At 63.8% G+C, this 24,654-nt stretch carries 21 protein-coding genes and 1 riboswitch; of the genes, 12 read left to right on the forward strand and 9 right to left on the reverse strand.

What is annotated here, in order from left to right:
• Positions 1-288: 288 nt before the first annotated feature.
• The 5 genes from ASE60_RS25510 to ASE60_RS35305 form a co-directional block, all read right to left on the reverse strand.
• Positions 289-1,335, reverse strand: a complete 1,047-nt coding sequence (locus ASE60_RS25510; RefSeq protein WP_057254173.1) for a glycine betaine/L-proline ABC transporter ATP-binding protein — start codon at positions 1,333-1,335, stop codon at positions 289-291.
• Positions 1,328-2,239, reverse strand: a complete 912-nt coding sequence (locus ASE60_RS25515) for a proline/glycine betaine ABC transporter permease (protein ID WP_057254175.1) — start codon at positions 2,237-2,239, stop codon at positions 1,328-1,330. The genes ASE60_RS25510 and ASE60_RS25515 overlap by 8 nt, the downstream gene beginning before the upstream one ends.
• Before the next feature lie 294 nt (positions 2,240-2,533).
• Positions 2,534-3,532 carry an ABC transporter substrate-binding protein gene (locus ASE60_RS25520; protein WP_057254177.1) on the reverse strand — a complete coding sequence of 333 codons (999 nt, stop codon included), beginning with the start codon at positions 3,530-3,532 and terminating at the stop codon, positions 2,534-2,536.
• A gap of 340 nt (positions 3,533-3,872) precedes the next feature.
• A complete protein-coding gene (locus tag ASE60_RS34875) occupies positions 3,873-4,133 on the reverse strand; it encodes a hypothetical protein (RefSeq protein WP_210178392.1) in 261 nt (86 codons plus the stop codon).
• Positions 4,134-4,321: 188 nt separating this feature from the next.
• Positions 4,322-4,465 carry a hypothetical protein gene (locus tag ASE60_RS35305; protein ID WP_093234608.1) on the reverse strand — a complete coding sequence of 48 codons (144 nt, stop codon included), beginning with the start codon at positions 4,463-4,465 and terminating at the stop codon, positions 4,322-4,324.
• Between the two features lie 252 nt (positions 4,466-4,717).
• Between ASE60_RS35305 and ASE60_RS25525 the strand changes: the two genes are divergently transcribed.
• Both ASE60_RS25525 and ASE60_RS25530 read left to right on the forward strand, forming a co-directional pair.
• Positions 4,718-6,175 carry a cobyric acid synthase gene (locus ASE60_RS25525; RefSeq protein WP_057254464.1) on the forward strand — a complete coding sequence of 486 codons (1,458 nt, stop codon included), beginning with the start codon at positions 4,718-4,720 and terminating at the stop codon, positions 6,173-6,175.
• Positions 6,176-6,327: 152 nt separating this feature from the next.
• On the forward strand, positions 6,328-6,954 hold the full coding sequence (locus tag ASE60_RS25530; protein ID WP_057254179.1) for a class I SAM-dependent methyltransferase: 627 nt from the start codon (positions 6,328-6,330) through the stop codon (positions 6,952-6,954).
• 40 nt (positions 6,955-6,994) lie between these two features.
• Here the strand turns inward: ASE60_RS25530 and ASE60_RS25535 are convergent, their stop codons facing one another.
• Complete coding sequence (locus ASE60_RS25535; protein ID WP_057254181.1) at positions 6,995-9,226, reverse strand: adenylate/guanylate cyclase domain-containing protein; 2,232 nt, start codon at positions 9,224-9,226, stop codon at positions 6,995-6,997.
• 243 nt (positions 9,227-9,469) lie between these two features.
• Positions 9,470-9,927: riboswitch (cobalamin riboswitch) on the forward strand.
• A 127-nt stretch (positions 9,928-10,054) separates the two neighbouring features.
• Between ASE60_RS25535 and cobU the strand changes: the two genes are divergently transcribed.
• The 5 genes from cobU (at position 10,055) to ASE60_RS25560 (ending at position 16,739) form a co-directional block, all read left to right on the forward strand.
• Complete coding sequence (cobU, locus tag ASE60_RS25540) at positions 10,055-10,579, forward strand: bifunctional adenosylcobinamide kinase/adenosylcobinamide-phosphate guanylyltransferase (protein ID WP_057254183.1); 525 nt, start codon at positions 10,055-10,057, stop codon at positions 10,577-10,579.
• 3 nt (positions 10,580-10,582) lie between these two features.
• Positions 10,583-11,647, forward strand: coding sequence for a cobalamin biosynthesis protein CobW (gene cobW, locus ASE60_RS25545; protein WP_057254185.1), 1,065 nt, complete (start codon positions 10,583-10,585; stop codon positions 11,645-11,647).
• A gap of 101 nt (positions 11,648-11,748) precedes the next feature.
• The gene (gene cobN / locus ASE60_RS25550; RefSeq protein ID WP_057254186.1) at positions 11,749-15,516 is read left to right on the forward strand and encodes a cobaltochelatase subunit CobN; all 3,768 of its coding nucleotides are present in this window, start codon (positions 11,749-11,751) and stop codon (positions 15,514-15,516) included.
• A 153-nt stretch (positions 15,517-15,669) separates the two neighbouring features.
• Positions 15,670-16,314, forward strand: a complete 645-nt coding sequence (cobO, locus tag ASE60_RS25555) for a cob(I)yrinic acid a,c-diamide adenosyltransferase (protein WP_057254188.1) — start codon at positions 15,670-15,672, stop codon at positions 16,312-16,314.
• Positions 16,314-16,739, forward strand: coding sequence for an EamA family transporter (locus tag ASE60_RS25560; RefSeq protein WP_057254189.1), 426 nt, complete (start codon positions 16,314-16,316; stop codon positions 16,737-16,739). Before cobO ends, ASE60_RS25560 begins: the two co-directional genes overlap by 1 nt.
• 45 nt (positions 16,740-16,784) lie before the next feature.
• Here the strand turns inward: ASE60_RS25560 and ASE60_RS25565 are convergent, their stop codons facing one another.
• From ASE60_RS25565 to ASE60_RS25570, 3 genes are all read right to left on the reverse strand, one after another.
• A complete protein-coding gene (locus ASE60_RS25565) occupies positions 16,785-17,378 on the reverse strand; it encodes an isoprenylcysteine carboxylmethyltransferase family protein (protein WP_057254191.1) in 594 nt (197 codons plus the stop codon).
• 345 nt (positions 17,379-17,723) lie between these two features.
• Positions 17,724-17,846, reverse strand: coding sequence for a hypothetical protein (locus ASE60_RS36105; RefSeq protein ID WP_280137728.1), 123 nt, complete (start codon positions 17,844-17,846; stop codon positions 17,724-17,726).
• Positions 17,847-18,576: 730 nt separating this feature from the next.
• On the reverse strand, positions 18,577-19,362 hold the full coding sequence (locus ASE60_RS25570; protein ID WP_057254193.1) for a TSUP family transporter: 786 nt from the start codon (positions 19,360-19,362) through the stop codon (positions 18,577-18,579).
• Positions 19,363-19,912: 550 nt separating this feature from the next.
• Here ASE60_RS25570 and ASE60_RS25575 point away from each other — a divergent pair.
• The 5 genes from ASE60_RS25575 to cbiB all read left to right on the forward strand — a co-directional run bounded on the left by ASE60_RS25575 (position 19,913) and on the right by cbiB (position 24,603).
• Positions 19,913-20,347 (forward strand): cobalamin biosynthesis protein, encoded by a 435-nt coding sequence (locus tag ASE60_RS25575; RefSeq protein ID WP_057254195.1) that lies wholly within the window; start codon positions 19,913-19,915, stop codon positions 20,345-20,347.
• 127 nt (positions 20,348-20,474) lie between these two features.
• Complete coding sequence (gene cobA / locus ASE60_RS25580) at positions 20,475-21,317, forward strand: uroporphyrinogen-III C-methyltransferase (protein ID WP_057254198.1); 843 nt, start codon at positions 20,475-20,477, stop codon at positions 21,315-21,317.
• Positions 21,314-22,615, forward strand: a complete 1,302-nt coding sequence (locus tag ASE60_RS25585) for a cobyrinate a,c-diamide synthase (protein WP_057254199.1) — start codon at positions 21,314-21,316, stop codon at positions 22,613-22,615. The genes cobA and ASE60_RS25585 overlap by 4 nt, the downstream gene beginning before the upstream one ends.
• Entirely contained in the window at positions 22,612-23,631 is a 1,020-nt protein-coding gene (gene cobD / locus ASE60_RS25590; RefSeq protein WP_057254202.1) for a threonine-phosphate decarboxylase CobD, read from the forward strand. The genes ASE60_RS25585 and cobD overlap by 4 nt, the downstream gene beginning before the upstream one ends.
• On the forward strand, positions 23,632-24,603 hold the full coding sequence (cbiB, locus tag ASE60_RS25595; RefSeq protein ID WP_057254204.1) for an adenosylcobinamide-phosphate synthase CbiB: 972 nt from the start codon (positions 23,632-23,634) through the stop codon (positions 24,601-24,603). It abuts the gene before it with no gap.
• The last annotated feature ends 51 nt before the right edge of the window (positions 24,604-24,654 follow it).

The following is a 24,654-nucleotide window of genomic DNA, read 5'->3' on the forward strand; positions in this document are numbered from 1 at the left end:
CCTTCCGATACAGGTTCAATCCGCCTCTAAGCCGAATCTTCGGTTCTTGTGATTGATCATCGGCGAGAAAGTCTGCCCCTCACCCTAACCCTCTCCCCGCAGGCGGAGCGAGGGGACGTGCCCGGCCGCCAACCGCCAGCCATTGGCTGGGGAGCTGGATGATCTTGTCAGGTTAGGGAATTCGGCCTTGCCGCGAGTCCCTTCTCCCCGTCAGAACGGGGAGAAGGTGCCGGCAGGCGGATGAGGGGCGCCTCGTCAGCTGGCGCGGCTGACCCCGATCATCCCGTTTCAAGCCGCCGCGCGATCCTCGTGGCTCGTTGGCGTGACCATGGCGGAGATGACGGTGGAAAGGTCGAGTGCACCGATCGGGCGGCCGTTGACGTCGACCACATGGGCGCTTGTGACTCGGGCAGCGGTCATCATGCGGGCGGCCGATTCCAGCACGGTGCCGGTCACGAGCGGTACGCCTTCGGCATTGCCCGAGAGCGGGCGCATGATCGTTTCGACATTGATCACCCGCCCACGGTTCACTTCCTTGACGAAAGCGGTGATGTAGTCGTCGGCCGGCGAAAGCACGATCTCCTGGCCGGTGCCCTGCTGCACCACGCGTCCGTCGCGCAGGATGGCGATCTTGTCGCCGAGGCGCAGCGCCTCGTCGAGGTCGTGGGTGATGAAGACGACGGTCTTCTTCAGTTCCTTCTGCAGGTCGAGAAGCACGGTCTGCATGTCGACGCGGATCAGCGGATCGAGCGCCGAATAGGCTTCGTCCATCAAGAGGATATCGGCATCGTTGGTGAGCGCGCGGGCAAGGCCGACGCGCTGCTGCATGCCGCCCGAAAGCTGGTTCGGATAGTGGTTCTCGAAGCCCTTGAGGCCGACGCGCTCGATCCAGCCGCGCGCACGCTTCTCGCTCTCCTTGCGCTCGATGCCCTGGATTTCGAGGCCGTAGACGGTGTTGTCGAGCACGGTACGGTGTGGCAGCAACGCGAATTTCTGGAACACCATCGCCGTCTTGTGGCGGCGGAATTCCCGGAGAGCGTCGTCGTTCATCTTGCAGACATCGACACCGTCATAAAGCACTTCGCCCGAGGTCGGGTCGATCAGCCGGTTGATGTGGCGGATCAGCGTCGACTTGCCGGAGCCGGAGAGACCCATGACCACCATGACGCCGCCGGCGGGCATGGAGATGTTGATGTCCTGCAGGCCGAGCACGTGGCCGTGCTTCTCGTTGAGCTCGGCCTTGCCCAAGCCTTTCTTGACGGCGTCGACAAAGTCGCCGCCGCGGGGTCCGAAGATCTTGTAGAGGTTCTTCACCTCGATCGCGTGACTAGCCATGGATAACCTCCGAGTGCTTTTGCAGCCGCTTGCCGAAGGCCTGGCTGGTACGGTCGAAAATGATGGCTATGCCGACAAGGGCAAAGCCGTTGAGGAAGCCGACGGTGAAGAACTGGTTGGCGATCGCCTGCAGCACGTTCTTGCCGAGGCCGCCGACGCCGATCATCGAAGCGACGACAACCATCGCCAGCGACATCATGATCGTCTGGTTGATGCCGGCCATGATGGTCGGCAAGGCGAGCGGCATCTGCACATTCTTCAGTTTCTGCCAGGACGACGAGCCGAAGGCGTCGGCCGCTTCCATCACTTCCTTGTCGACGAGACGAATGCCGAGATTGGTCAGCCGGATCATCGGCGGCACGGCGTAGATGACGACCGCGATGAGGCCCGGCACCTTGCCGAGGCCGAAGACCATGACGACAGGGATCAGGTAGACGAAACTCGGCATCGTCTGCATGACGTCGAGGATCGGGTTGATAAAGGCCTGCACCCGGTCCGAGCGCGCCATCAGAATGCCGATCGGAATGCCGATGACGATCGAGATGAGCGTGCAGACTGTGACCATCGCAAGCGTGACCATCGTGTCGTTCCAAAGCCCGACAAGGCCGATGGCGATCATCGACAGCGCCGTCCCGATGGTGACGTTGATGTTGCGGCTGCCGAAATAGACGACCGCCACCATGAGCACCAGGACCAGGATCCAGGGCGAGCCGACGAACAGGCTTTCGAGGTAGTTCAGGAACCATTGAAGCGGCTGGACCATCCTGTCGATGATGTCGCCATAGGACCGCACGAATCCCTTGAAGCCGTCATCGACGGTCTTGCGAGCGAGCCGGATCGTGCCTTCGTCAATGGCAGGGAACTTGCAGAGCAAAGCTGGCAAGACACTGCAGATGGATGCCATATGTATCCCCTTCTTGGCCGGAAGTCTTTTATCTCGCCGGTTGCGTCTCGGCATCGATTTGCGTCGATGCCTGCGCACACTGCTGGTGGCCTCTTTGGGCCCGGCTCTTGAACTGTGTCAGCGAAATGTGGCGTCCGCTTTACTGTTTGCGACGCGGACGGCCTCGCTTCGCCGCCTCTGGAACGACGCGCGCTCGAACGGAACCCGCAAGAGCGCTGCATTGTCCCCGTTCCGGCATCACAACCGGAACGGACAGGCGGCCGTCAGGGACGGCGCGCCTGCCCTTGTGTCGTGTCAGAGTGCCGCCTTGACCTTTTCGGCCACTTCCGGGCTCACCCACTGGGTCCACATGTCCGGGAACTCGGCGAGGAAGTGCTTGGCGCCATCCTCGTTGGTACCCTGGTTCTGGTCCATCCAGGCGAGAACCTTGTTGACGGTGCCGTTGTCCCACTTGCGCGCCTTGACGTAATCCATGGCGACGCCGGCCTTCTCGGAGAAGGACTTGGTCACGACCGTGTAGACGTCGGAAACCGGGTAGGAGTTGACCTTCGGTGTCGGGCAGTCAGGAACGGCGGTGCAGGCGTCCCAGTCGGCCTTGTCGTGGTCGACGCCGAAGGAGAGGCGGGTCATTTCGTACTTGCCGAGAATGGCGGTCGGCGCCCAGTAGTAGCCGAGCCAGCCGGTCTTCTTTTCGAAGGCGTTGGCGATCGAGCCATCGAGGCCGGCGGCCGAACCGGTATCGACCAGCAGGAAGCCGGCTTTTTCCGCGTCCAGTGCCCGATAGAGATTGGCGGTCGAGACCTGGCAGTTCCAGCCCGACGGGCAATTGTGAACGGCGGCCTTCGACGAATCTTCCGGCGACGGGAAGAGTTCCGGATGCTTCAGGGCGTCCTGCACCGTCTTGATGTCAGGATGCGCGTCTGCGAGGAATTTCGGGATCCACCAGCCCTCGATGCCGCCTTCGCTCAAGATCTTGGCGGCTTCGATCAGCCGGCCTTCCTTGATCGCGGCGTCGAGCGGCGTGCGCACGGCGTTGACCCAGAGTTCCGGCGCCATGTCGGGTTGCGACTTTTCGTTCATGGAAGCGAAGGTCGGCATGGTGTCGCCGGTGACCAGCGTCACGGTGCAGCCGTAACCGTTTTCGAGAATGAACTTGTCCACCTGGGCGGCGACGCCGGCGGAAGCCCAGTTCATTTCGGCAATGCTGACTTCACCGCATTCCGCAGCCTGTGCGGAACCCGCCAGAGCATAGAGGCCCGCGGCGAGAATGGTGGAAGCGAGGAGTTTCTTCATGTTGCAAGACCTCCCAGTCTTTATTTGCAGCCAATATCCAAACGGGAACCCACGGCGGATGCCGAGCATCCTCCGTCACCCGGAGCAACTATGCAGCCTGGGGTTCGGCATCAAATCAAGCCAAGGTTCACCCTTGCTGCGGACGGTGCGGGAGTTCGTTTTCAGCCCTGGCCGCGGAACCCTGTCGCCAGCCAATCTCCTCTTATACCGCCAGCCAAGCCTAAGTATTCTCGTTGAGAAATCAACCTCTTCAATCGGAACGTCGGGTTGCCGCCGCTCTTTACGCGTTCTGTCTGCGACATCGCTGACGGGCGCTTTTTGAGCATGAGAAAGGCCGAATTTAAGCAATGCCGACAATTCCTGCCGCAAAAAATGGCGCTATGCGCCACATCGATCGAATCCCTGTCGAGATACTGACGTTTCCTGTCGTGATTGCGTCACGGCGATTGTCGCGCATGTCGCGAAAAAAATTCAAAAAATGCCGAAATTCATCTTTGGTTAAATCCTCAATAACCATCCGGTAACGATGTCCAGCTAATTGTTCTTCTCGCGGCGAGGGACTGCCGCGGGTCCGGATCAGGTAGTGCGTCCCGGATTTCAAGCGAACCTTCGGTGCGTTACCCCGAAGTGACCAGGCGTTTTTTGGGCGGCCGCATCCCTCTTTTCGAGGTTGATGCGGCCTTCGCATTTCAGCACCAGCGTCGGACATAAAAAAACCGCCCCGGATGGGGCGGTGGAGGAGGCTCTGGGAGGAGAGCTGGAAGGGGCATCTGCGCCCCGATCGCGGACCTAGCCGACGTTCGACGTACGGATGAAGCCGAGCGGACCGAAGGGAGCGTCGACGACGAGGTTGCGCACGCGCGACTGGCTGGTCGGAACCTTGGAGTTCCAGGCGATCTGGACGAAGTTGGGCTTGCTGAAGATGTACAGCATGGACGTGAACCTTGAGAGGCCGGAGGCCTATCCTCCGGGGGGCTTGTTGCTATGCCGCTGATATAGGTGTGCGCTGCAATAGAATGAATGCCAAACTCGCCATGCGATGTCGCAATTTGGCTACCGGCCGCGGCATTTTCGACAAGCCTTGCGATAGGCCGAAACAATGCGTGAGAAGCCTCGCTCGATTGCGGCGAAATCGTGTCGAAACAGACCTTTGCCGCTGACCGTTTCAGTGTTACCGATGGCCGCATGACACGCAGGATCATGTTGCAGGGAACCGGCTCGGATGTCGGAAAATCGGTACTGGTGGCGGGGCTCTGTCGGCTCGCCGCCAATCGGGGCTTAAAGGTCCGGCCGTTCAAGCCGCAGAACATGTCGAACAACGCCGCCGTTTCCGACGACGGCGGCGAGATCGGCCGGGCGCAATGGCTGCAGGCGCTGGCCGCGCGCGTGCCGTCGTCCGTGCACATGAATCCCGTGCTTTTGAAGCCGCAGTCCGACGTCGGCAGCCAGATCGTCGTGCAGGGCAAGGTGACGGGGCAGGCCAAGGGCCGGGAGTACCAGGCGCTGAAACCGAAGCTGCTTGGCGCCGTGCTGGAAAGCTTCGAACAGATCTCGGCCGGCGCCGATCTCGTGGTGGTGGAGGGCGCGGGCTCGCCGGCGGAGATCAACCTCAGGGCCGGCGATATCGCCAATATGGGCTTTGCGACACGCGCCGACGTGCCGGTCGTGCTCGTGGGCGATATCGACCGCGGCGGGGTGATCGCCTCGCTCGTCGGCACCCATGCGATCCTTTCGGACGAGGACCGGCGCATGGTCACCGGGTACCTTATCAACAAGTTCCGCGGCGACGTCACGCTGTTCGATGATGGCATCGCCGCCGTCAACCGCTTCACCGGCTGGCCTTGTTTTGGCGTCGTGCCGTGGTTGAAGGCGGCGGCCAGGCTGCCGGCAGAAGATTCGGTCGTGCTGGAGAAACTGACGCGCGGCGAGGGGCGGGCGCTGAAGGTCGCCGTACCGGTGCTGTCGCGCATCGCCAATTTCGACGATCTCGATCCGCTGGCCGCCGAGCCGGAGGTCGATCTCGTCTTCGTCCGGCCGGGCAACCCGATCCCCGCTGACGCAAGCCTCGTCGTCATCCCTGGGTCGAAATCGACCATCGGTGACCTCATCGATTTTCGGGCTCAAGGCTGGGATCGCGATCTTGAGCGCCATGTGCGCCGAGGTGGACGGGTCATCGGCATTTGCGGCGGCTACCAGATGCTCGGCCGGCGCGTGACCGATCCGCTCGGTATCGAGGGCGGCGAGCGCGCCGTCGAGGGCCTCGGGCTTCTCGACGTCGAGACCGAGATGGCGCCGGAAAAGACGGTGCGCAACAGCCGCGCCTGGTCGCTGGAGCATGACGTGGCGCTTGAGGGCTACGAGATCCACCTGGGCAAGACGCAAGGGGCCGATTGCGACCGGCCTTCGGTGCGCATCGACAACCGTGCGGATGGCGCGCTTTCTGCCGACGGCCGGGTGATGGGCACCTATCTGCACGGGCTGTTCACGAGCGACGCCTATCGCACAGCACTTTTGCAGAGTTTCGGCATCGAAGGCGGGGCGAGCAACTACCGCCAGTCGGTGGACGCGGCGCTTGACGATGTCGCCGGCGAGCTGGAGGCGGTACTCGACCGGCGCTGGCTGGACGGGCTGCTTGGCAGATAGCCGAAGAAGGGGGCGTCAGCGGAGATCGTCGGGATCCGGGCGACAGAAGGGACCAGCCTCAAACCCCAGCATCTTCCACCGTTCCGCTGTAGAATTCACTGGGAAGAAAGGAGCGCTCAACTACGGCCGCGCGCTCGGAGACAGGTGTTGCAATGCAGGACGAAACCAGACGAGCCCATTGGGACAAAGCCTATCAATCGAAAGGCGAAGCGGGGGTCAGCTGGTTCGAAGATGCGCCCGCCGTTTCGCTCGATCTCATCCGCAGGCACGTGACGATCGCCACCGCGTCGCTGATCGATGTCGGCGGCGGCGCCTCGCGGCTGGTGGATGCGCTGCTCGACGAGGGCATGAAATCAGTTACGGTGCTCGATCTGTCGCCGGCGGCGCTCGATGCCGCCAGGGCAAGGCTCGGGCTGCGGGCCGACGCGGTCCACTGGGTTGCGGCCGATGTGACCGCTTGGCGGCCGGATCGGACCTACGACATCTGGCACGACCGCGCCGCCTTTCATTTCCTGACCAATCCGGACGACCGGGCGGCCTATATCGAACGCCTGACGGCGGCCGTCGTTCCGGGCGGACACGCCGTTATCGCCACCTTCGCGCCCGATGGTCCGGAGCGCTGCAGCGGTCTGCCCGTGGCGCGTTACGACCCGGCGGCGCTGGCCGAAGTGATCGGACCGTCCTTCCGGCTTGTCGAGCATATCATGCACCAGCACACGACGCCGTGGAACTCGACGCAGGCCTTCCAGTTCAGCGTGCTGGAGCGGGTGACGCACTAGGGCCGCAACCGGTTTGGCGCCTGCGTCGCTTCTGCCGTGGCTAGCGCACCTGCGAGAAGGTGAAGGCTCTGTCGCCGTGGTACCAGATGAACTCGTTTTCTCGGGCGCTCAGTCCTCCGGGGTTCCGCGAGACCATCCCACAAAGGTTCGTCGTTTTCAGCCACAGGAAACAAACCTCGTCCTTCTCGAACCGGACCTCGACGTTGCTCATCCTGCCGGCGCCGAGCGAAGCCCAGTCTCCCGTCAAGGTGGCGATGCCCTCGGGCGAAACGACAGCTTCATGTTCCTCGCCCGAATCCAGCATGCGTCCACGCAACCGGTGCCCGAAGAACAACGAACGGAGCTCATCGGCTGGCAGCCTGTCGCGAATGCTGACGTCGGTGTTCATCAGGGTCTCAGGCACGCCCGCCAGGCGCAGTCCCTGATAGAGCTTCTCGCTGGCATGCGGCTGCGCCAGGTCCAGCGGCGGGCGCTCTGAAATGCAGACGGGCGTTCCGCCACGGCTGATGCGAAGCGCGTCGTAGCGGGCGACTGCCGCCTCAGCCTCCGCGCGGTGACCGAGATGTCCGGCGGCAGAGGCAAGGAGAAGGAAAGGACCGTCATCCTGGGGGTTGAGTGCGATACTGCTTTTCGCCGCTGCCGCTGCCGCTTCGAAATCCTCCAGGCTGAACTGCGTCAGGCCGAGGACGTACAGGAAGAAGGACGGGGAGTGCGGATCGAGGCGGATCGCCGTGCGGATATAGGGCAGAGCCTCCGCCGGCCGGCCGGCGGATGTCAGGACGAAGGCCGTCAATGCGTAGCTCCAGGAGTCGCCGGGTTCCAGCGCGATCGCTTCCTTGAGGTCTGCGAGCGCGTCGGCATGCCGCCAGTCCACTTCGGCAAGGAGGGCCGCTGCCTGATAGGCGAGTGCCGTCTTATGTTTCTGCGCCATCCGCAGAAACTGCCGCGCCTTGGCTCGCGCCTCGAAGCGCGTGATGCCCAGCTGATAGTGCCAGCGCCACAGGTAAATGCGCGCATAGACCATGGCTGCGGCGGCATAGGCACGTCCATAGGCGGGATCGAGCGCAATCGCCTGGTCGAAGTAGGGCAGGGCCTTCGCGAAGTCTTCGGGCGTGGTGCGCCGGTGATGCTCCCAGCCGCGCAGGAACGCATCGAAGGCCGCTGGCACGGCCGTTTCCTTGCGCCCGAAGGCCATCTGCTGGTCAGGGTCCAGCCGCAACGCAAGCGCTTCGGCAATGCCGCGCATCACTTCGTCCTGCAGCGCAAAGGCATCGGTGAGCGATCCGTCGAACTTTCCGGCCCAGACGTGTCCGCCATCAAGGGAATCTATGAGCTGCGCATTGATGCGAAGCTGCTCTCCGGCACGCTGGACGCTGCCTTCAAGCACATATCGGACACCGAGCTCTTCCGACACCTGCCTGGCTGTCACCGATCTCCCCTTGTAGGTGAAGGTCGAGTTGCGCGCGATGACGAACAGGCCGGAGATCTGGGCCAGTTCGGTGACAAGGCCGTCGGTCATGCCATTGGCGAAGAATTCCTGCTTGGGGTCATCGCTGACATTGGCAAACGGAAGCACGGCGATCGAGGGCTTGTCTGCCTGGCTGAAGTCCACCGCCTGAGGCGGTCGGATGTCGGCAGGCGGCTGCCACGGGCGCCACCAGGCGGCGCCGGCGGCGGCTGCGAATGCCAGGGCAGATGCCGCTGCCAGGGCGACCCAGCGTCTTCCACGGTGCGCCCTGGCCTTCGGCTTGCCGGCGTGGGCTTCGTCCAGCCAGAGACGGTAGGTCCGAACCGGTTTTCCGACGTGTTTCAGGCGCTGCTCGCCGAGAAAGACGAAACCGACATCGAGGTGCTTCTCGACCTGGTCGTAGGCGGTGCCGGAGATGACGATGCCGCCCGGTTCGGCCAGGCTCTGCAGGCGCTCGGCGATGATGACGCCATCGCCGTGAATGTCGTCGCCCTCGACGATCACGTCGCCAAGATTGATGCCGATGCGGAATTGCAGCCGCCCCGCGTCCACGCCGCGACTTTCAGATTTGGCGCGCTGCACCTCGACCGCACATCGGACCGCCTCGACGACGCTGTGGAACTCGACCAGCAGGCCGTCGCCCATGGTCTTGATCAGCCGGCCGCGATGCGCCTCGATGCTTTGTTCGAATAGTTCGTGCAGGTCGGCCTGAAAGCGGGCGCAGGTACCCTCCTCGTCGGCCTGGGTAAGCAGCCCATAGCCGCAAACGTCGGCAATCATCACGGCGGCGAGCCTGCGTTCCATGTGCCTACCGGATAAACGAAGCCCCTCGGGTCGGTTGCGGGATGGTTCAGCGACCTTTGCGCGTCCATAGGACGCGCGGCGCTGCAGTTTAACGCAACATCTGTAATTGCTAAAATATGTTCGTTCGCGATCTGCCATTCGCCTCATGTCCGGTGCGGCTTCGCGCTCGACAAATCGTCGCGCGACGCAAGTCGGCCGGGGAGGTGTCGCAAGCGTCGATTGACTTTGCGGCGCCCGCTTCCTAATCATCGGATGTTGGATGGTTCCCCCTTGTCGTGGCGATTGGGGGGAATAATTGGGAATGTGACGGATGGACCCAAACCGGGCATCCTTATCGCAGCCGACCCCGCGACTGTAGAACGGTCAGGGTTCGCCATCGGGCTCAAATTCAGAGCTGCCAGCCGGTTGCATGGGGCAATCGAGGCAGTGCGGAATCGAGCCGGAAAAGCCACTGGCGTGGCATCGTGATCAGCCGGGTTGGACGCCTCTTCTTCTACGAATCGTCCGCCTTTCATGATGTCGCCCACAGCGCCCATGCGTCGGAGACGACGCGCAAAGGTTCGCTGTGGCACTGGAAAGCGCCGGGAAGGTGAGGCGGGCCGCTCGGGTCCTGACATCGGAACCTCGTCCATTCGGGGCGAGGCGATGTGGGGCCTGTGACGCCGTGAGCCAGGAGACCTGCCACCCGACATGGGCATTCCGCCCGAGGAGATGTGTCGTCTCCAACGCCATCACGGAGGTTGTTTTGGCTCTCAGATACTTTCCCGAACGCGCCGCCGGCGCGTCGAACGGCTGTTGCCATCTGCCGCTGACCATGGCGCGGTCGCGATGAGCAATCCCAGCGCCGGACCGGTCCTGGTCCTCGGCGGCGCCCGCTCCGGCAAGTCCAGCTTTTCCGAGAAGCTCGTCGAAGCGTCCGGTCTCGCCAAACATTATGTCGCCACTGGCCGCGCCTGGGACGACGAAATGCGCGCGCGCATCGATCATCACAGGACGCGCCGCGGCGAAGGCTGGACGACGCACGAGGAGCCGGTCGATCTCGTCGGCATTCTGCGGCGCATCGACGACCCCACCCATGTCGTTTTGATCGACTGCCTGACGCTGTGGGTCACCAATCTCATGCTTGAGGAGCGCGACATCGAGGCGGAGTTCGCAGCGCTCGCCGCCTTCCTGCCGCAGGCGCGGACGCGCCTCGTTTTCGTTTCCAACGAGGTCGGCCTCGGCATCGTGCCCGAGAACCGCATGGCCCGCGAGTTTCGCGACCATGCCGGCCGGCTTCACCAGATCGTTGCGGAGAAATCCGCTGAAGTTTACTTTGTCGCGGCCGGTTTGCCGCTGAAAATGAAGGGTTGAATAATGACCACTGCGAGAACCAGCCACGGCAAGATCCCGGCGACCGTCATCACCGGCTTCCTCGGCGCCGGCAAGACGACGATGATCCGCAATCTGCTGCAGAACGCCGACGGCAAGCGCATCGCGCTGATCATCAACGAGTTCGGCGATCTCGGCGTCGACGGCGACGTCTTGAAGGGCTGCGGCGCGGAGGCCTGCACCGAGGACGACATCATCGAACTTACCAATGGCTGCATCTGCTGCACCGTTGCCGATGATTTCATCCCGACCATGACCAAGTTGCTCGAACGCGAAAACCGCCCGGACCATATCATCATCGAGACCTCGGGCCTGGCGCTGCCGCAGCCGCTGATCGCCGCCTTCAACTGGCCGGACATCCGCAGCGAAGTCACCGTCGATGGCGTCGTCACCGTGGTCGACAGCGCTGCTGTTGCCGCCGGCCGCTTTGCCGACGACCATGACAAGGTCGATGCGCTGCGCGTCGAGGACGACAATCTCGACCATGAAAGCCCGATCGAGGAACTGTTCGAGGATCAGCTGACCGCTGCCGACCTCATCGTGCTCAACAAGACCGATCTGATCGACGCGTCCGGCCTCAAGGCCGTGCGCGACGAGGTTTCCTCGCGCACCAGCCGCAAGCCGACCATGATCGAGGCAAAGAACGGCGAAGTGGCCGCCGCCATCCTGCTCGGCCTCGGCGTCGGCACCGAAAGCGATATCGCCAACCGCAAGTCGCACCACGAGATGGAGCATGAAACGGGCGAGGAGCACGACCATGACGAGTTCGACAGCTTCGTCGTCGAGCTCGGCGCCATCGCCGATCCGGCCGCCTTCATCGATCGCCTCAAGGGCGTCATCGCCGAGCACGACGTGCTGCGCCTCAAGGGTTTTGCCGATGTGCCCGGCAAGCCGATGCGCCTGCTGATCCAGGCCGTCGGTGCCCGCATCGACCAGTATTACGACCGGGCCTGGGCGGCCGGCGAAAAGCGCGGCACGCGCCTCGTCGTCATCGGCCTGCACGACATGGACGAGGCGGCGGTGCGCGCTGCGATTGCTGCGCTCGTCTGATCGTTCATTGAATGAAATGATCTAACGCATTGAAATAACGCAATTCCGGACGGAAGCCGCTTCACGCGTTTCCGTTCGGAATTGCCCGAACGGACAAGATCATGCATCTGCTTCTCGCCCAGAAAGGAACGATCGCCGACGGCAACGAGGCGATCGACCTTGGGCAAACGCCGGCCGATATCCTCTTCCTGTCGGCCGCCGACACCGAGCTTTCCTCGATCGCTGCGGCCCACGGCCGGCGCGACGGAGGCCTGAGTCTGCGCATTGCCAGCCTGATGAGCCTGATGCACCCGATGTCGGTCGACACCTATGTCGAGCGCACGGCACGTCATGCGAAGCTGATCGTCGTCCGGCCGCTCGGTGGCGCCAGCTATTTCCGCTATCTGCTCGAAGCCTTGCATGCGGCGGCCGTCACTCACCGTTTCCAGATCGCGGTGCTGCCGGGCGACGACAAGCCGGACCCGGGCCTTGAACCGTTTTCTACGGTTGAGGCCGATGACCGCCAGCGGCTCTGGGCCTATTTCAACGAGGGCGGCGCCGACAATGCCGGCCTGTTCCTCGACTATGCCGAGGCGCTGGTTTCAGGCGCCGAGAAACCGCAGCCGGCCAAGCCTTTGCTGAAAGCCGGCATCTGGTGGCCGGGGCGGGGCGTGATCGGGGTTTCGGATTGGTTGAGTGTTGTGGGGGCTGGAGCCCCCGCATGCGCAAATCCCACCATCGCCATCTGCTTCTACCGCGCGCTGGTCCAGAGTGGCGAGACACGGCCGGTGGAGGCGCTGATCGATGCGCTGGCGGCGCAAGGGGTTCGGGTACTGCCGGTGTTCGTGTCGAGCCTCAAGGATGCCGTGTCCGTCGGCACGCTGCAGGCGATTTTTTCCGAGGCCGCACCCGATGTGGTGATGAACGCCACCGGTTTTGCCGTTTCCTCGCCCGGTGCCGACCGGCAGCCGACGGTACTGGAATCAACCGGCGCGCCGGTGCTGCAGGTGATCTTCTCCGGCTCGTCGCGGGCGCAATGGGAGACATCGCCGCAAGGGCTGATGGCGCGCGATCTGGCGATGAACGTTGCGCTGCCGGAGGTCGACGGCCGCATTCTCGCGCGCGCCGTCTCGTTCAAGGCGGCGTCGATCTACGATGCGAAAGTCGAGGCTAACATTGTCGGCCATGAGCCGCTTGAAGACCGGGTGTGTTTTTCCGCAAGCCTCGCCGTCAACTGGGCGAAGCTGCGTCGCACGAAGCCCGCCGAGCGGCGGATCGCCATCGTCATGGCCAACTATCCGAACCGCGACGGCCGCCTCGGCAATGGCGTCGGACTCGACACGCCGGCCGGCACCGTCGAGGTGCTCGGCGCCATGGCGCGAGAAGGTTATGTGGTAGGGGCGGTGCCGGCGGATGGCGACGCGCTGATGCGTTACCTGATGGCCGGGCCGACCAATGCGGCAGGCCGTGATCGTGAAATTAGAGAAACAATTTCGCTCAGCGATTACAACGCCTTCTTTGATTCGCTTCCGAAACAGATTCAGGATGAAGTTGGCGGCCGTTGGGGCGCGCCCGAGGCCGATCCGTTCTTCCAAGACGGCGGCTTCGCGCTGCCGCTCGCCCGCTTCGGCGATGTCATCGTCGGCATCCAGCCGACGCGCGGCTACAACATCGATCCGAAGGAAAGCTACCACTCGCCGGACCTGGTGCCGCCGCATGGCTATCTCGCCTTCTATGCCTTACTGCGCCATCAGTTCGGCGCGCAGGCCATCGTGCATATGGGCAAGCACGGCAATCTCGAATGGCTGCCGGGCAAGGCCTTGGCGCTGTCCGAGACCTGTTATCCCGAGGCGATCTTCGGGCCGCTGCCGCATGTCTATCCGTTCATCGTCAACGATCCGGGCGAAGGCACACAGGCCAAGCGCCGCACCAGCGCCGTCATCATCGACCATCTGACGCCACCGCTCACGCGCGCCGAATCCTACGGGCCGCTCAAGGATCTGGAGGCGCTGGTCGACGAATATTACGACGCTGCCGGCGGCGACCCGCGACGGCTGCGGCTGCTCAGCCGCCAGATCCTCGACCTCGTGCGCGACATCGGCCTCGACAGCGATGCCGGTATCGACAAGGGCGACAGCGACGACAAGGCGCTGGAAAAGCTCGATGCCTATCTCTGCGACCTCAAGGAAATGCAGATCCGCGACGGCCTGCATATCTTCGGCGTGGCGCCGGACGGGCGCTTGCTGACGGACTTGACCGTGGCTCTGGCGCGCGTCCCACGCGGGCTTGGCGAAGGCGGCGACCAAAGCCTGCAGCGGGCGATCGCGGCGGATGCGGGACTCGCCTTCGATCCGCTCGATTGCGTGATGTCGGACGTGTGGACAGGCCCGAAACCGGCTATCCTCGCCGACATCTCCGACGCCCCCTGGCGCACTGCCGGCGACACGGTCGAACGCATCGAGCTGCTGGCGGCAAGCCTCGTCTCGGGTGAGCAGCCTTGCCCGGCGGACTGGACGAACACGCAAGCCGTACTCGACGAGATCGAAACCCGCCTCAAGCCCTCGATCACGGGCTCTGGTGCTGCGGAAATGGCCGGCTTTCTCACCGGCCTCGATGGCCGCTTCGTCGCCCCCGGTCCCTCTGGAGCGCCGACACGAGGCCGGCCGGACGTGCTGCCGACCGGCCGCAACTTCTATTCCGTCGACAGCCGCTCGGTGCCGACGCCGGCCGCCTACGAGCTCGGCAAGAAGTCCGCCGAACTGCTGATCCGCCGCTATCTGCAGGATCACGGCGAATGGCCGTCGTCCTTTGGGCTCACCGCCTGGGGCACGGCGAACATGCGCACCGGCGGCGACGACATCGCCCAGGCGCTGGCGCTGATCGGCGCCAAGCCCGTCTGGGACATGGTTTCACGCCGGGTCACGGGCTACGAGATCGTGCCGCTTGCCATGCTCGGCCGGCCGCGCGTCGACGTAACGCTGCGCATTTCCGGTTTCTTCCGCGATGCCTTCCCGGACCAGATCGCCCTCTTCGACAAGGCGATCCGCGCCGTCGGCGCGCTGGAGGAGGACGATGCCGACAACATGATCGCCGCGCGCATGCGGGCGGAAAGCCAGCGGCTGGAGGCAGAAGGCGTCGAGGCTCAAGAGGCCGCGCGTCGCGCCTCCTATCGCATCTTCGGCGCCAAGCCCGGAGCCTATGGCGCAGGCCTGCAGGCGCTGATCGATGAGAAAGGCTGGGACAGCAGAGCCGATCTCGCCGAGGCCTATCTCGCCTGGGGCGCCTATGCCTATGGCGCCGGCGAGGAGGGCAAGGCCGAGCGCGATCTCTTCGAGGAGCGCCTGCGCTCGATCGAGGCGGTGGTGCAGAACCAGGACAACCGCGAGCATGACCTGCTCGACAGCGACGACTATTACCAGTTCGAAGGCGGCATGAGCGCTGCCGCCGAGCATCTTGGCGGCACCAGGCCGGCGATCTATCACAACGATCATTCCCGGCCGGAAAAGCCTGTCATCCGCTCGCTGGAGGAAGAGATCGGCCGCGTCGTTCGGGCGCGCGTCGTCAATCCCAAGTGGATCGATGGCGTCATGCGCCACGGCTATAAGGGCGCCTTCGAGATCGCCGCCACCGTCGACTACATGTTCGCCTTTGCCGCGACCACGGGTGCGGTGCGCGACCATCACTTCGAGGCCGCCTATCAGGCCTTCGTCGTCGACGAGCGGGTGGCGGAGTTTCTGCGCGACAAGAACCCCGCCGCCTTTGCCGAGCTTGCCGAGCGGCTGCTGGAAGCGATCGACCGCAATCTCTGGACCCCGCGCTCGAACTCGGCGCGGTTTGAACTTGGTGGCATCAGCGGCGCCGCCACCCGGCTTCGCGCCGGCAACGAATAGAGCAGCTCCGGGCACGGTTTTCCGTCCGGAATTGCCTGGAAGCAAAGACTTGGGTTCCGTTTCGCGTTCAGTGAAATACGGAAAAGGAACAGATGCGGGATCAGAGCTGCGGTTTTGCATCCATCCCGCCAACCGGAAATCGAGGGAGTTATCATGAGCGACGAGACGACAAACAGCGGCGAACCTGTTGCCGAGAAGGACGATGCCCGCCACGCCATGAAGATGGCGAAGAAGAAGGCCGCCCGCGAAAAGATCATGGCGACGAAGACCGACGAGAAGGGCCTGATCATCGTCAATACCGGCAAGGGCAAGGGCAAGTCGACCGCCGGTTTCGGCATGATCTTCCGCCATATCGCCCACGGCATGCCCTGCGCCGTCGTGCAGTTCATCAAGGGCGCCATGGCGACGGGCGAGCGCGAACTGATCGAAAAGCATTTCGGCGACGTCTGCCAGTTCTACACGCTCGGCGAAGGCTTTACCTGGGAAACGCAGGACCGCGCGCGTGATGTGGCGATGGCGGAAAAGGCCTGGGAAAAGGCGAAGGAACTGATCCGCGACGAGCGCAACTCGATGGTGCTGCTCGACGAGATCAACATCGCGCTGCGCTACGACTATATCGACGTCGCCGAAGTCGTGCGCTTTCTGAAGGAAGAGAAGCCGCACATGACCCACGTGGTCCTGACCGGCCGCAACGCCAAGGAAGACCTGATCGAGATTGCCGATCTCGTCACCGAGATGGAGCTGATCAAGCATCCGTTCCGCTCCGGCATCAAGGCGCAGCAGGGCGTCGAGTTCTGATGAGCCAGAGCTGGCAGTTCTGGGCGCTGCTTTCGGCAGCCTTCGCTGCCCTGACGGCCGTGTTCGCCAAGGTCGGGGTCGCGCAGATCAACTCCGACTTCGCGACGCTGATCCGCACCGTCGTCATCCTCTGCGTGCTCGCCGGCATTGTGGCTGCGACCGGGCAGTGGCAGAAACCTTCGGAAATCCCGGGGCGCACCTGGCTGTTCCTGGCACTGTCCGGCCTTGCCACGGGCGCTTCGTGGCTTGCCTATTTCCGGGCGCTGAAACTCGGAGACGCCGCCCGCGTCGCGCCGATCGACAAGCTGTCGATCGTCATGGTCGCGATCTTCGGCGTTCTCTTCCTCGGCGAAAAACTCAACCTGATGAACTGGCTCGGCGTCGTGTTGATTGCCGCTGGGGCGCTGCTTTTGGCGGTGTTTTAAAGTCCGGCCGCGTTCGCACAATGTGAGCCGCGCGAATGGTCGAAGTCAGATCCACCGGCGGACACGCCCGCAATAGGCACTGTATGCCTCGCCAAAAACGCGGGAGAGGTGGGTTTCCTCCATGCGGATCTGGTAGGAGATCGAGATCCAGGCGGAACGCGCCAGCGCCACCGAGACGACGTTGGGCACCGCCAGCACCGTGCCGATCAGCTCCGTGACCATGCCGACATAGATCGGGTTGCGCGAGAAGGCGTAGAGGCCTGAGGTCACGAGCGGCGCGTCCTGTTTCTCAGGGATGCCGATCTTCCAGGAATGGCGCATCGCCCATTGCGACAGCATCGTCAGCCCGCCGCCGAGGGCCATCAGCACGAGGCCGATCGCGGCGATGGACGGCGTGTCCAGGGCCGGGATGCGGCCGAATCCCGCGTCGACAACCTGCGGAAAGGCGGCGACCGCCAGCAGGTGAACCACCAGCGCCGCCACGATCACGCGAAAGAGTTTGCCTGCAAATCCCTCGGCATCGTCGCCATAGGTCAGCACGACGGGTGAGCGGCCGGATTGAACGCGGCGCAGCGCTGCCAGCGCCAGCGTGAACAGGCCGACGATAAGCATCAGGATGGCGGGCAGGGTGGTGAACATTGGAACCTCTGGGCAACGACAGGGGGACGCTTGCGGCCGGGCGCCTGTCTCACAGTCTCTGGCTCGCCCGACTTCCGCGACGCATTTCCTGCAAGTTGCAATCTCTAGCGGCTAGAGGTTCAAGGGGGTGCGCACTCGACTTTCGTTTTGGTTAGCGCATTTTGTATCAGCGAGTGTCGATGACAGGGAATGCTCGTCAGGCCCTAGGGAGGATTTCACCGCCATATCCGCACATTGCCTAGATTCAGACATCGCCCCATGACCACCCAATGACCGACATCTATGCGCAGGGTGGTCGCCTTCAGTTTCCAGGAAGCGATCCTGCGTTGGCCGTCCTGATCGTTCTTAGTGGTCCGAGAGTTCCTCGGCCGTTGCGGCAATCTCGGAGTTGCCGAACGTGCCGTCGACATACTTGAAAACAAGTATACTCATGATCGAGGCGACTATTGCAATCACGACTATACGCATTCGGCTTTCCCGGTGGTCGTTGCGATCTACAGCAACACCCGGCGAAGGCCTTGGTTCCCCCATCTAGTCTAGTTGGCAGGAACAATTGCAGGCGTCGGCGATGGGGCGGTCTCCAAATCCGGCCGAACCGCCAGAATGCTTATTACGAGAGCGACGAGAACGCAGATGAGCATGAGGAAGGCGATACCAGCTTTGTCCATGCCCCGACATCAGACGTTTAATGTGGGCAAATCGAGGCGGCGGCACAGCCGCGTTTAGGGTTGCCCTCTGTGCGGGGGGCCTTGATGAGGCTTCTGGAAGCACGCATATAGATGCCCACATTGTTTAGATCGCGGGTGTACCTTGAAGACCGTTGCTAGAGTTGCGTTTGCTATCGCATCGCTTTTGATAATCGCATCATGCAGTGAAACCGGCCCAGCCCAGACGACCAAGGCGAGCGCATCCGCGGTCCAGCTGGCAGCCAAAGCAAAGGCGGCTCCCACGCCGAAGATGAGCCGAAAGCAGAGAGCCGCAGTGGAAGCTGAGGCAAAGGCGCGTGCTGAAGCGCGCAGTCCTCGGCAATGCAAGACCCCTAAGCAGATATGTGGTTACGGCGCCGGGCCAGCAGGCGAAGAATGCTCATGCTGGTCAACCACAGGCGCGCCCGACGTTGGTCTGACAGTCAAGTGACGTTCACCTAAGTCGCGGCATCTGGTTAGAGTCTCGGCGAGCGGGGAATGCGCGCCGGGACTCAAAGCCCCAGCCAGATCCTGAGCGGATGCGTCGGATCGGCGAGTAGCCGGATGGCGAGCGCGATCGAGACGATGACCAGCAGCGGCTTGATGATCTTGGCGCCCTTGGCCATGGCATAGCGCGAGCCGACCTGGGCGCCGAGAAACTGGCCGACGCCCATCATCAGGCCGACCTTCCAGAGGATGGCGCCGAAGAAGAGAAATACGCCAAAGGCGCCGACGTTGGAGCCGAAGTTGAGGAACTTCGTATGCGCTGTCGCCTTCAAGACGCCGAAGCCGGCCAGGGTGACGAAGCCGAGCATGAAGAAGGAGCCGGTGCCGGGACCAAAGACGCCGTCGTAAAAGCCGATCAACGGCACAAGCGTCAGCGTGAAGACGAAGGGCGTGATCCGACGGTGCTGGTCGACGTCGCCCATGTTCGGCTTGAGCCCGAAATAGAGTGCAATGGCGATCAGCAGGAAGGGCAGCACGGCCTTCAGGACGTCGCCTGGAACGATGGTTGCAAGCAGCGCCCCCAGCACGGAGCCTGCCGCCGACATCAGCGCCATCGGCAATTGCTCTTTCAGGTTCACGTGACCGCGCCGCGCATAGGAAAGGCTTGCCGAACCCGAGCCGAACAGCCCCTGCAGCTTGTTGGTGCCGAGCGTCTGCAAGGGCGGAATGCCGGCGATCAGCATGGCGGGAATGGTGATCATGCCGCCGCCGCCGGCGATCGAATCGATGAAGCCGGCGATGAAGGCGGCAACGAACAAGAAGGCGAGCAGGTGGAAGGCGAGATCTTGCACGGGAGGGACTCGGGGAGAGGGAGACGTATGGAGGTTTTGCCGCCTTGTGTCAGAGCCGGCCACGATTTGCAAAGCCTTCTGTTGCGGCGTTGTTGGCCGCCCGGGCGGACGACCTTCGAATCTTTCACGGAATCAAAACCTTGTCCTGAGTCGCTGTGTTTCTGGATGGAGGCGCCGGCGATCGAATGGCGGCCGACACAGGCGGCTATAGCGATCCGCCGGGCAACTGTGCGCCTTCGTCAATCGCGACATGGCGATGGCGCAATCCGGTTTGACCGGTCTCACGCGCTCCGGTAAAAATGACGGATATGCGACGGCGTCCGCTTCGGCGGACTGAAAGAGCGTCCGGTGCGGCCGACCCAGCCAGGGGGCCATCAGCCGGTGCTGTCCAGATCGGCCGGAACGGTTCGTTCCAGCCGGCGCTTCGTTAAGGAAAACCGACGAAGGGAGCCGGCCGCCGATGCCATCGGTTAGCGGATCAAAGCAATTCCAGCAAAAGTGCGCAGCGGTTTTGCGTCCGGAATCGCGTGAAAATAACGTTCTGGCACAAATGAAAGAAGAGGCCGGGCTGGTGCTCGGGCTCGGCTGCGAGCGCCGCACGCCGGCCGAAGAGGTGATCGCGCTTGCCGAACGCGCTTTGGCTGACGCCGGTGCCAGTGCCGGCGATCTGAGGCTGGTCGCCTCGCTCGACGCCCGCGCCGAGGAACCGGCGATCCTTGCGGCCGCGAAGCATTTCTCCGTTCCTGCAGTCTTCTACGACGCGGCCACGCTAGAGGCCGAAGCCTCCCGGCTCGCCAATCCGTCCAAGATCGTCTTTGCCCACACCGGCTGTCACGGCGTGGCCGAAGGGGCAGCGCTTGTTGGCGCCGGACGCGAAGCGGTGCTGATCGTGCCGAAGATCGTCTCCGCGCATGCGACGGCGGCGCTTGCCGGGCCGGCGGCATTGCGTGTTGAAGGGTGCCGTCAGGCGGCGGGAGTCGTCTGATGCGCTTCTATGTTGTTGAATTGAATCAATCTTTTGTCCGGGTTTGCTCTGAAATGGGATCCGGTTCTTCGCAGGTCGAGTTAGGCGCACCGTCAGGTGGAGCCGGTATACAGGTGAGGCAGCACGCATGATCGACGACCTCTTTGCCGGATTGCCGGCGCTCGAGAAAGGTTCGGTCTGGCTCGTCGGCGCCGGTCCGGGAGACCCGGGCCTTTTGACGCTGCATGCGGCCAATGCGCTGCGCCAGGCGGATGTGATCGTGCATGATGCGCTGGTCAACGAGGATTGCCTGAAGCTCGCCAGACCGGGCGCCGTGCTTGAGTTTGCGGGAAAACGTGGCGGCAAGCCGTCGCCGAAGCAGCGCGACATCTCGCTGCGGTTGGTCGAGCTTGCGCGCGCCGGCAACCGGGTGCTGCGGCTGAAGGGGGGCGATCCCTTCGTCTTCGGCCGCGGCGGCGAGGAGGCGCTGACGCTGGTCGAGCACCAGATCCCGTTCCGCATCGTGCCTGGAATCACCGCCGGCATCGGCGGCCTCGCCTATGCCGGCATTCCCGTTACCCATCGTGAGGTCAACCACGCCGTCACCTTCCTCACCGGCCACGATTCCTCCGGCCTGGTGCCCGATCGCATCAACTGGCAGGGCATCGCCAGCGGCTCGCCCGTGATCGTCATGTACATGGCGATGAAACATATCGGCGCGATCACCGCCAACCTCATTGCCGGCGGCCGTTCGCCGGACGAGCCGGTCGCCTTTGTCTGCAATGCGGCGACGGCGAACCAGACGGTGCTCGAAACGACGCTTTCGCGCGCCGAGGCCGATGTCGAGGCGGCAGGGCTCGAGCCGCCGGCGATTGTCGTCGTCGGCGAGGTGGTGCGGCTCCGGGCAGCGCTCGACTGGATCGGTGCGCTTGATGGCCGCAAGCTCTCGGCCGACCCCTTCGCCAACCGCATTCTCAGGAACCCGGCATGAGCGGACTGCTGATCGCCGCACCGTCGTCGGGCTCGGGCAAGACGACGGTGACGCTCGGGCTGATGCGGGCGCTGAAGAAGCGCGGTGTTGCGATTGCGCCCGGCAAGGCGGGACCTGACTATATCGATCCCGCCTTCCATGCGGCCGCGACCGGCGAGCCCTGTTTCAACTTCGACCCCTGGGCAATGCGGCCGGAACTGCTGCTTGCGAACGCTTCGCATGCCACGACCGGTGGCCGCACGCTGATCGTCGAGGCGATGATGGGCCTGCATGACGGCGCCGCCGACGGCTCCGGTTCGCCCGCCGATCTCGCAGCGACGCTCGATCTCGCCGTCATCCTCGTTGTCGATTGCGCCCGCCTGTCCCATTCGGTCGCCGCACTCGTTCGCGGTTATGCGGACCATCGCGACGATATTCGGGTGGTTGGCGTCATCCTCAACAAGGTCGGCAGTGACCGGCACGAGATGATGCTGCGCGATGCGCTGGAGCGGGTGAGCATGCCGGTTTTCGGTGTCTTGCGGCAGGACAGTGCGCTGCAACTGCCGGAGCGCCATCTCGGCCTCGTGCAGGCGGGCGAGCATGGGGCGCTCGAAGGTTTCATCGGGGCTGCTGCCGAACGCGTGGAGGCGAACTGCGACCTCGATGCCGTCGGCCGCGCTGCGACGATCTTTCCGCACGGGTCGGTCACGAGGATCGAGCGGTTCCGGCCGCTCGGGCAACGCATCGCCGTGGCGCGCGATATCGCCTTTGCCTTCTCTTACGAGCATCTGTTGTTCGACTGGCAGCGGGGCGGCGCCGAAATCTCGTTCTTCTCGCCGCTCGCCGACGAAGCGCCGGATCCTTCGGCCGACGCCGTCTATCTGCCGGGCGGTTATCCGGAGCTGCATGCGGGGCACTTAAGTGCTGCTTCAACCTTCCGTACCGGCATGCAATCCGCGGCGGAACGCGGCGCCCGGATCTTCGGCGAATGCGGCGGCTACATGGTGCTCGGCGAAGGGCTTGTCGCCGCTGATGGCGCACGCTACGACATGCTCGGCCTGCTGCCGCTGACGACCAGTTTTGCCGAGCGCAGGCGGCACCTCGGCTATCGCCGTGTCGTGCCTGTCGACAACGCCTTCTTCGATGGACCCATGACGGCGCACGAATTCCACTATGCGACCATCGTTGCCGAAGGCGCGGCCGAACGCTTGTTTTCGGTGAGCGACGCTGCGGGCGAAGATCTCGGCCACGCGGGCCTCAGGCGCGGCAATGTCGCCGGCTCCTTCATGCATCTCATCGACATCGCAGGCGCGCCATGAGCGCACCGATCGTTCACGGTGGCGGCATCACCGAAGCCGCAGCCCGCTTTGGCGGCCGCTTCGAAGACTGGCTCGATCTTTCGACCGGTATCAATCCTTGCCCCGTCGCCGTGCCGGCGGTGCCGGAACGCGCGTGGCACCGGCTGCCGGATCGGCAGACGGTGGATGACGCACGCCTGGCAGCGGCAGATTATTACCGCACCAATGGCGTGCTGCCGTTTCCGGTGCCGGGCACCCAGTCGGCGATCCAGCTTTTGCCGCGTCTCATAAATGAAAACGGGAAGGTGCCGGCGAACAGGCGCGTCGCGATCTTCGGGCCGACCTATGGCGAATATGCCCGTGTGCTGTCGGCAGCCGGCTTTGCCGTCGATCGCGTCGAAGATGCCGCTGCGCTCAGCGCCGAGCATGCCCTGGTCATCGTGGTAAACCCCAACAACCCGACTGGCCGTGCCTTCGCGTCCGCCGAACTTCTGGCGATGGCGGCGAGGCAGAAGGCAAACGGCGGGCTGCTGCTGGTTGACGAAGCCTTCGGCGATCTTGAGCCGGAGTTGAGCGTCGCCGGCCATGTGCGCGATGAAGGCAACCTCATCGTCTTCCGCTCCTTCGGCAAGTTCTTCGGGCTCGCCGGTCTGCGCCTCGGCTTCGTCGTCGCGACGGAGCCTGTGCTTGCGTCCTTTGCCGATTGGCTCGGTCCCTGGGCCGTCTCCGGCCCGGCGCTGACCATCTCGAAAGCGTTGATGCAGGGCGACACCAGGGCGATTGCGGCCGGTATCCTCGAGCGGCGAGCCGGCCTCGATACGGCGCTTGATGGAGCAGGGCTCAAGCGGATCGGTGGAACAGGGCTCTTCGTGCTGGTCGAGCATCCGAGGGCCGCTCTGTTGCAGCAGCGGCTCTGCGAGGCGCATATCCTCACGCGCAAGTTCGACTATGCGCCGGAGTGGCTGAGGATCGGTCTGGCACCGGATGCGGTGGGTGACCGGCGACTGGCGGATGCGCTTGCGCGGATGGAGCTCTGAATGTCGGAGACCATCCTTCTCATCCTCGCGCTGGCGCTGGTGATCGACCGCGTCGTCGGTGACCCGGACTGGCTCTGGGCGCGTCTGCCGCATCCGGTCGTCTTCTTCGGCAAGGCGATCGGCTTCCTCGATGACAGGTTGAACCGCGAGAATCTGGAGGACGGCGCGGCCAGGTTTCGTGGCGTTGTCACCATCGTGCTGCTGCTTGCCGTCAGCGCCTGGTTCGGCCACCTGCTGCACCGCTTGTTCGCCGCTCTCGGTCCGGTCGGCTTCCTGCTGGAGGCGGCGCTGGTCGCGGTTTTCCTGGCGCAGAAGAGCCTTGCCGATCATGTGCGCCGCGTTGCCGAGGGCTTGCGGCAAGGGGGGCTCGAAGGCGGGCGGGCGGCCGTTTCGATGATCGTCGGCCGCGATCCGAAGACGCTCAACGAACCGGCGGTCTGCCGCGCGGCGATCGAAAGCCTCGCCGAAAACTTCTCCGACGGCGTCGTGGCGCCGGCCTTCTGGTATGCGATCGCCGGTCTGCCCGGTCTGCTCGCCTACAAGATGCTGAACACGGCCGACTCGATGATCGGCCACAAATCGCCGAAATATCTGCACTTCGGCTGGGCTTCGGCGCGGCTCGACGATCTTGCCAACCTGCCGGCAGCACGGCTCTCGATCCTGCTGATCGCCGCTGGCGCGCTGATCCACCGTGGCACGCGCGCCGCCAAGGATGCGTTGACGGCAGCCCTTCGTGATCACGGCCTGCACCGCTCGCCGAATTCCGGCTGGCCGGAAGCGGCGATGGCAGGGGCGCTCGATCTGCAGCTTGCCGGCCCGCGCATCTATGGCGGCGTCAAGGTCAGCGAGCCGATGATCAATGGTCCGGGCCGTGCGGTGGCGACGAGCGAAGATATCGATGCCGGCATCGCCGTGTTCTATGGCGCCTGCACGGTAATGACCGTTTTTGTTCTTGCCGTCGCGATGATTTGATCGTTTCGGCAGCTCCCGTCTTGCGAATCCGAGCTTCGCATTAAGACTTTG

The sequence above is a fragment of the Ensifer sp. Root278 genome (assembly GCF_001429285.1).
Classification (GTDB): Bacteria; Pseudomonadota; Alphaproteobacteria; order Rhizobiales; family Rhizobiaceae; genus Ensifer.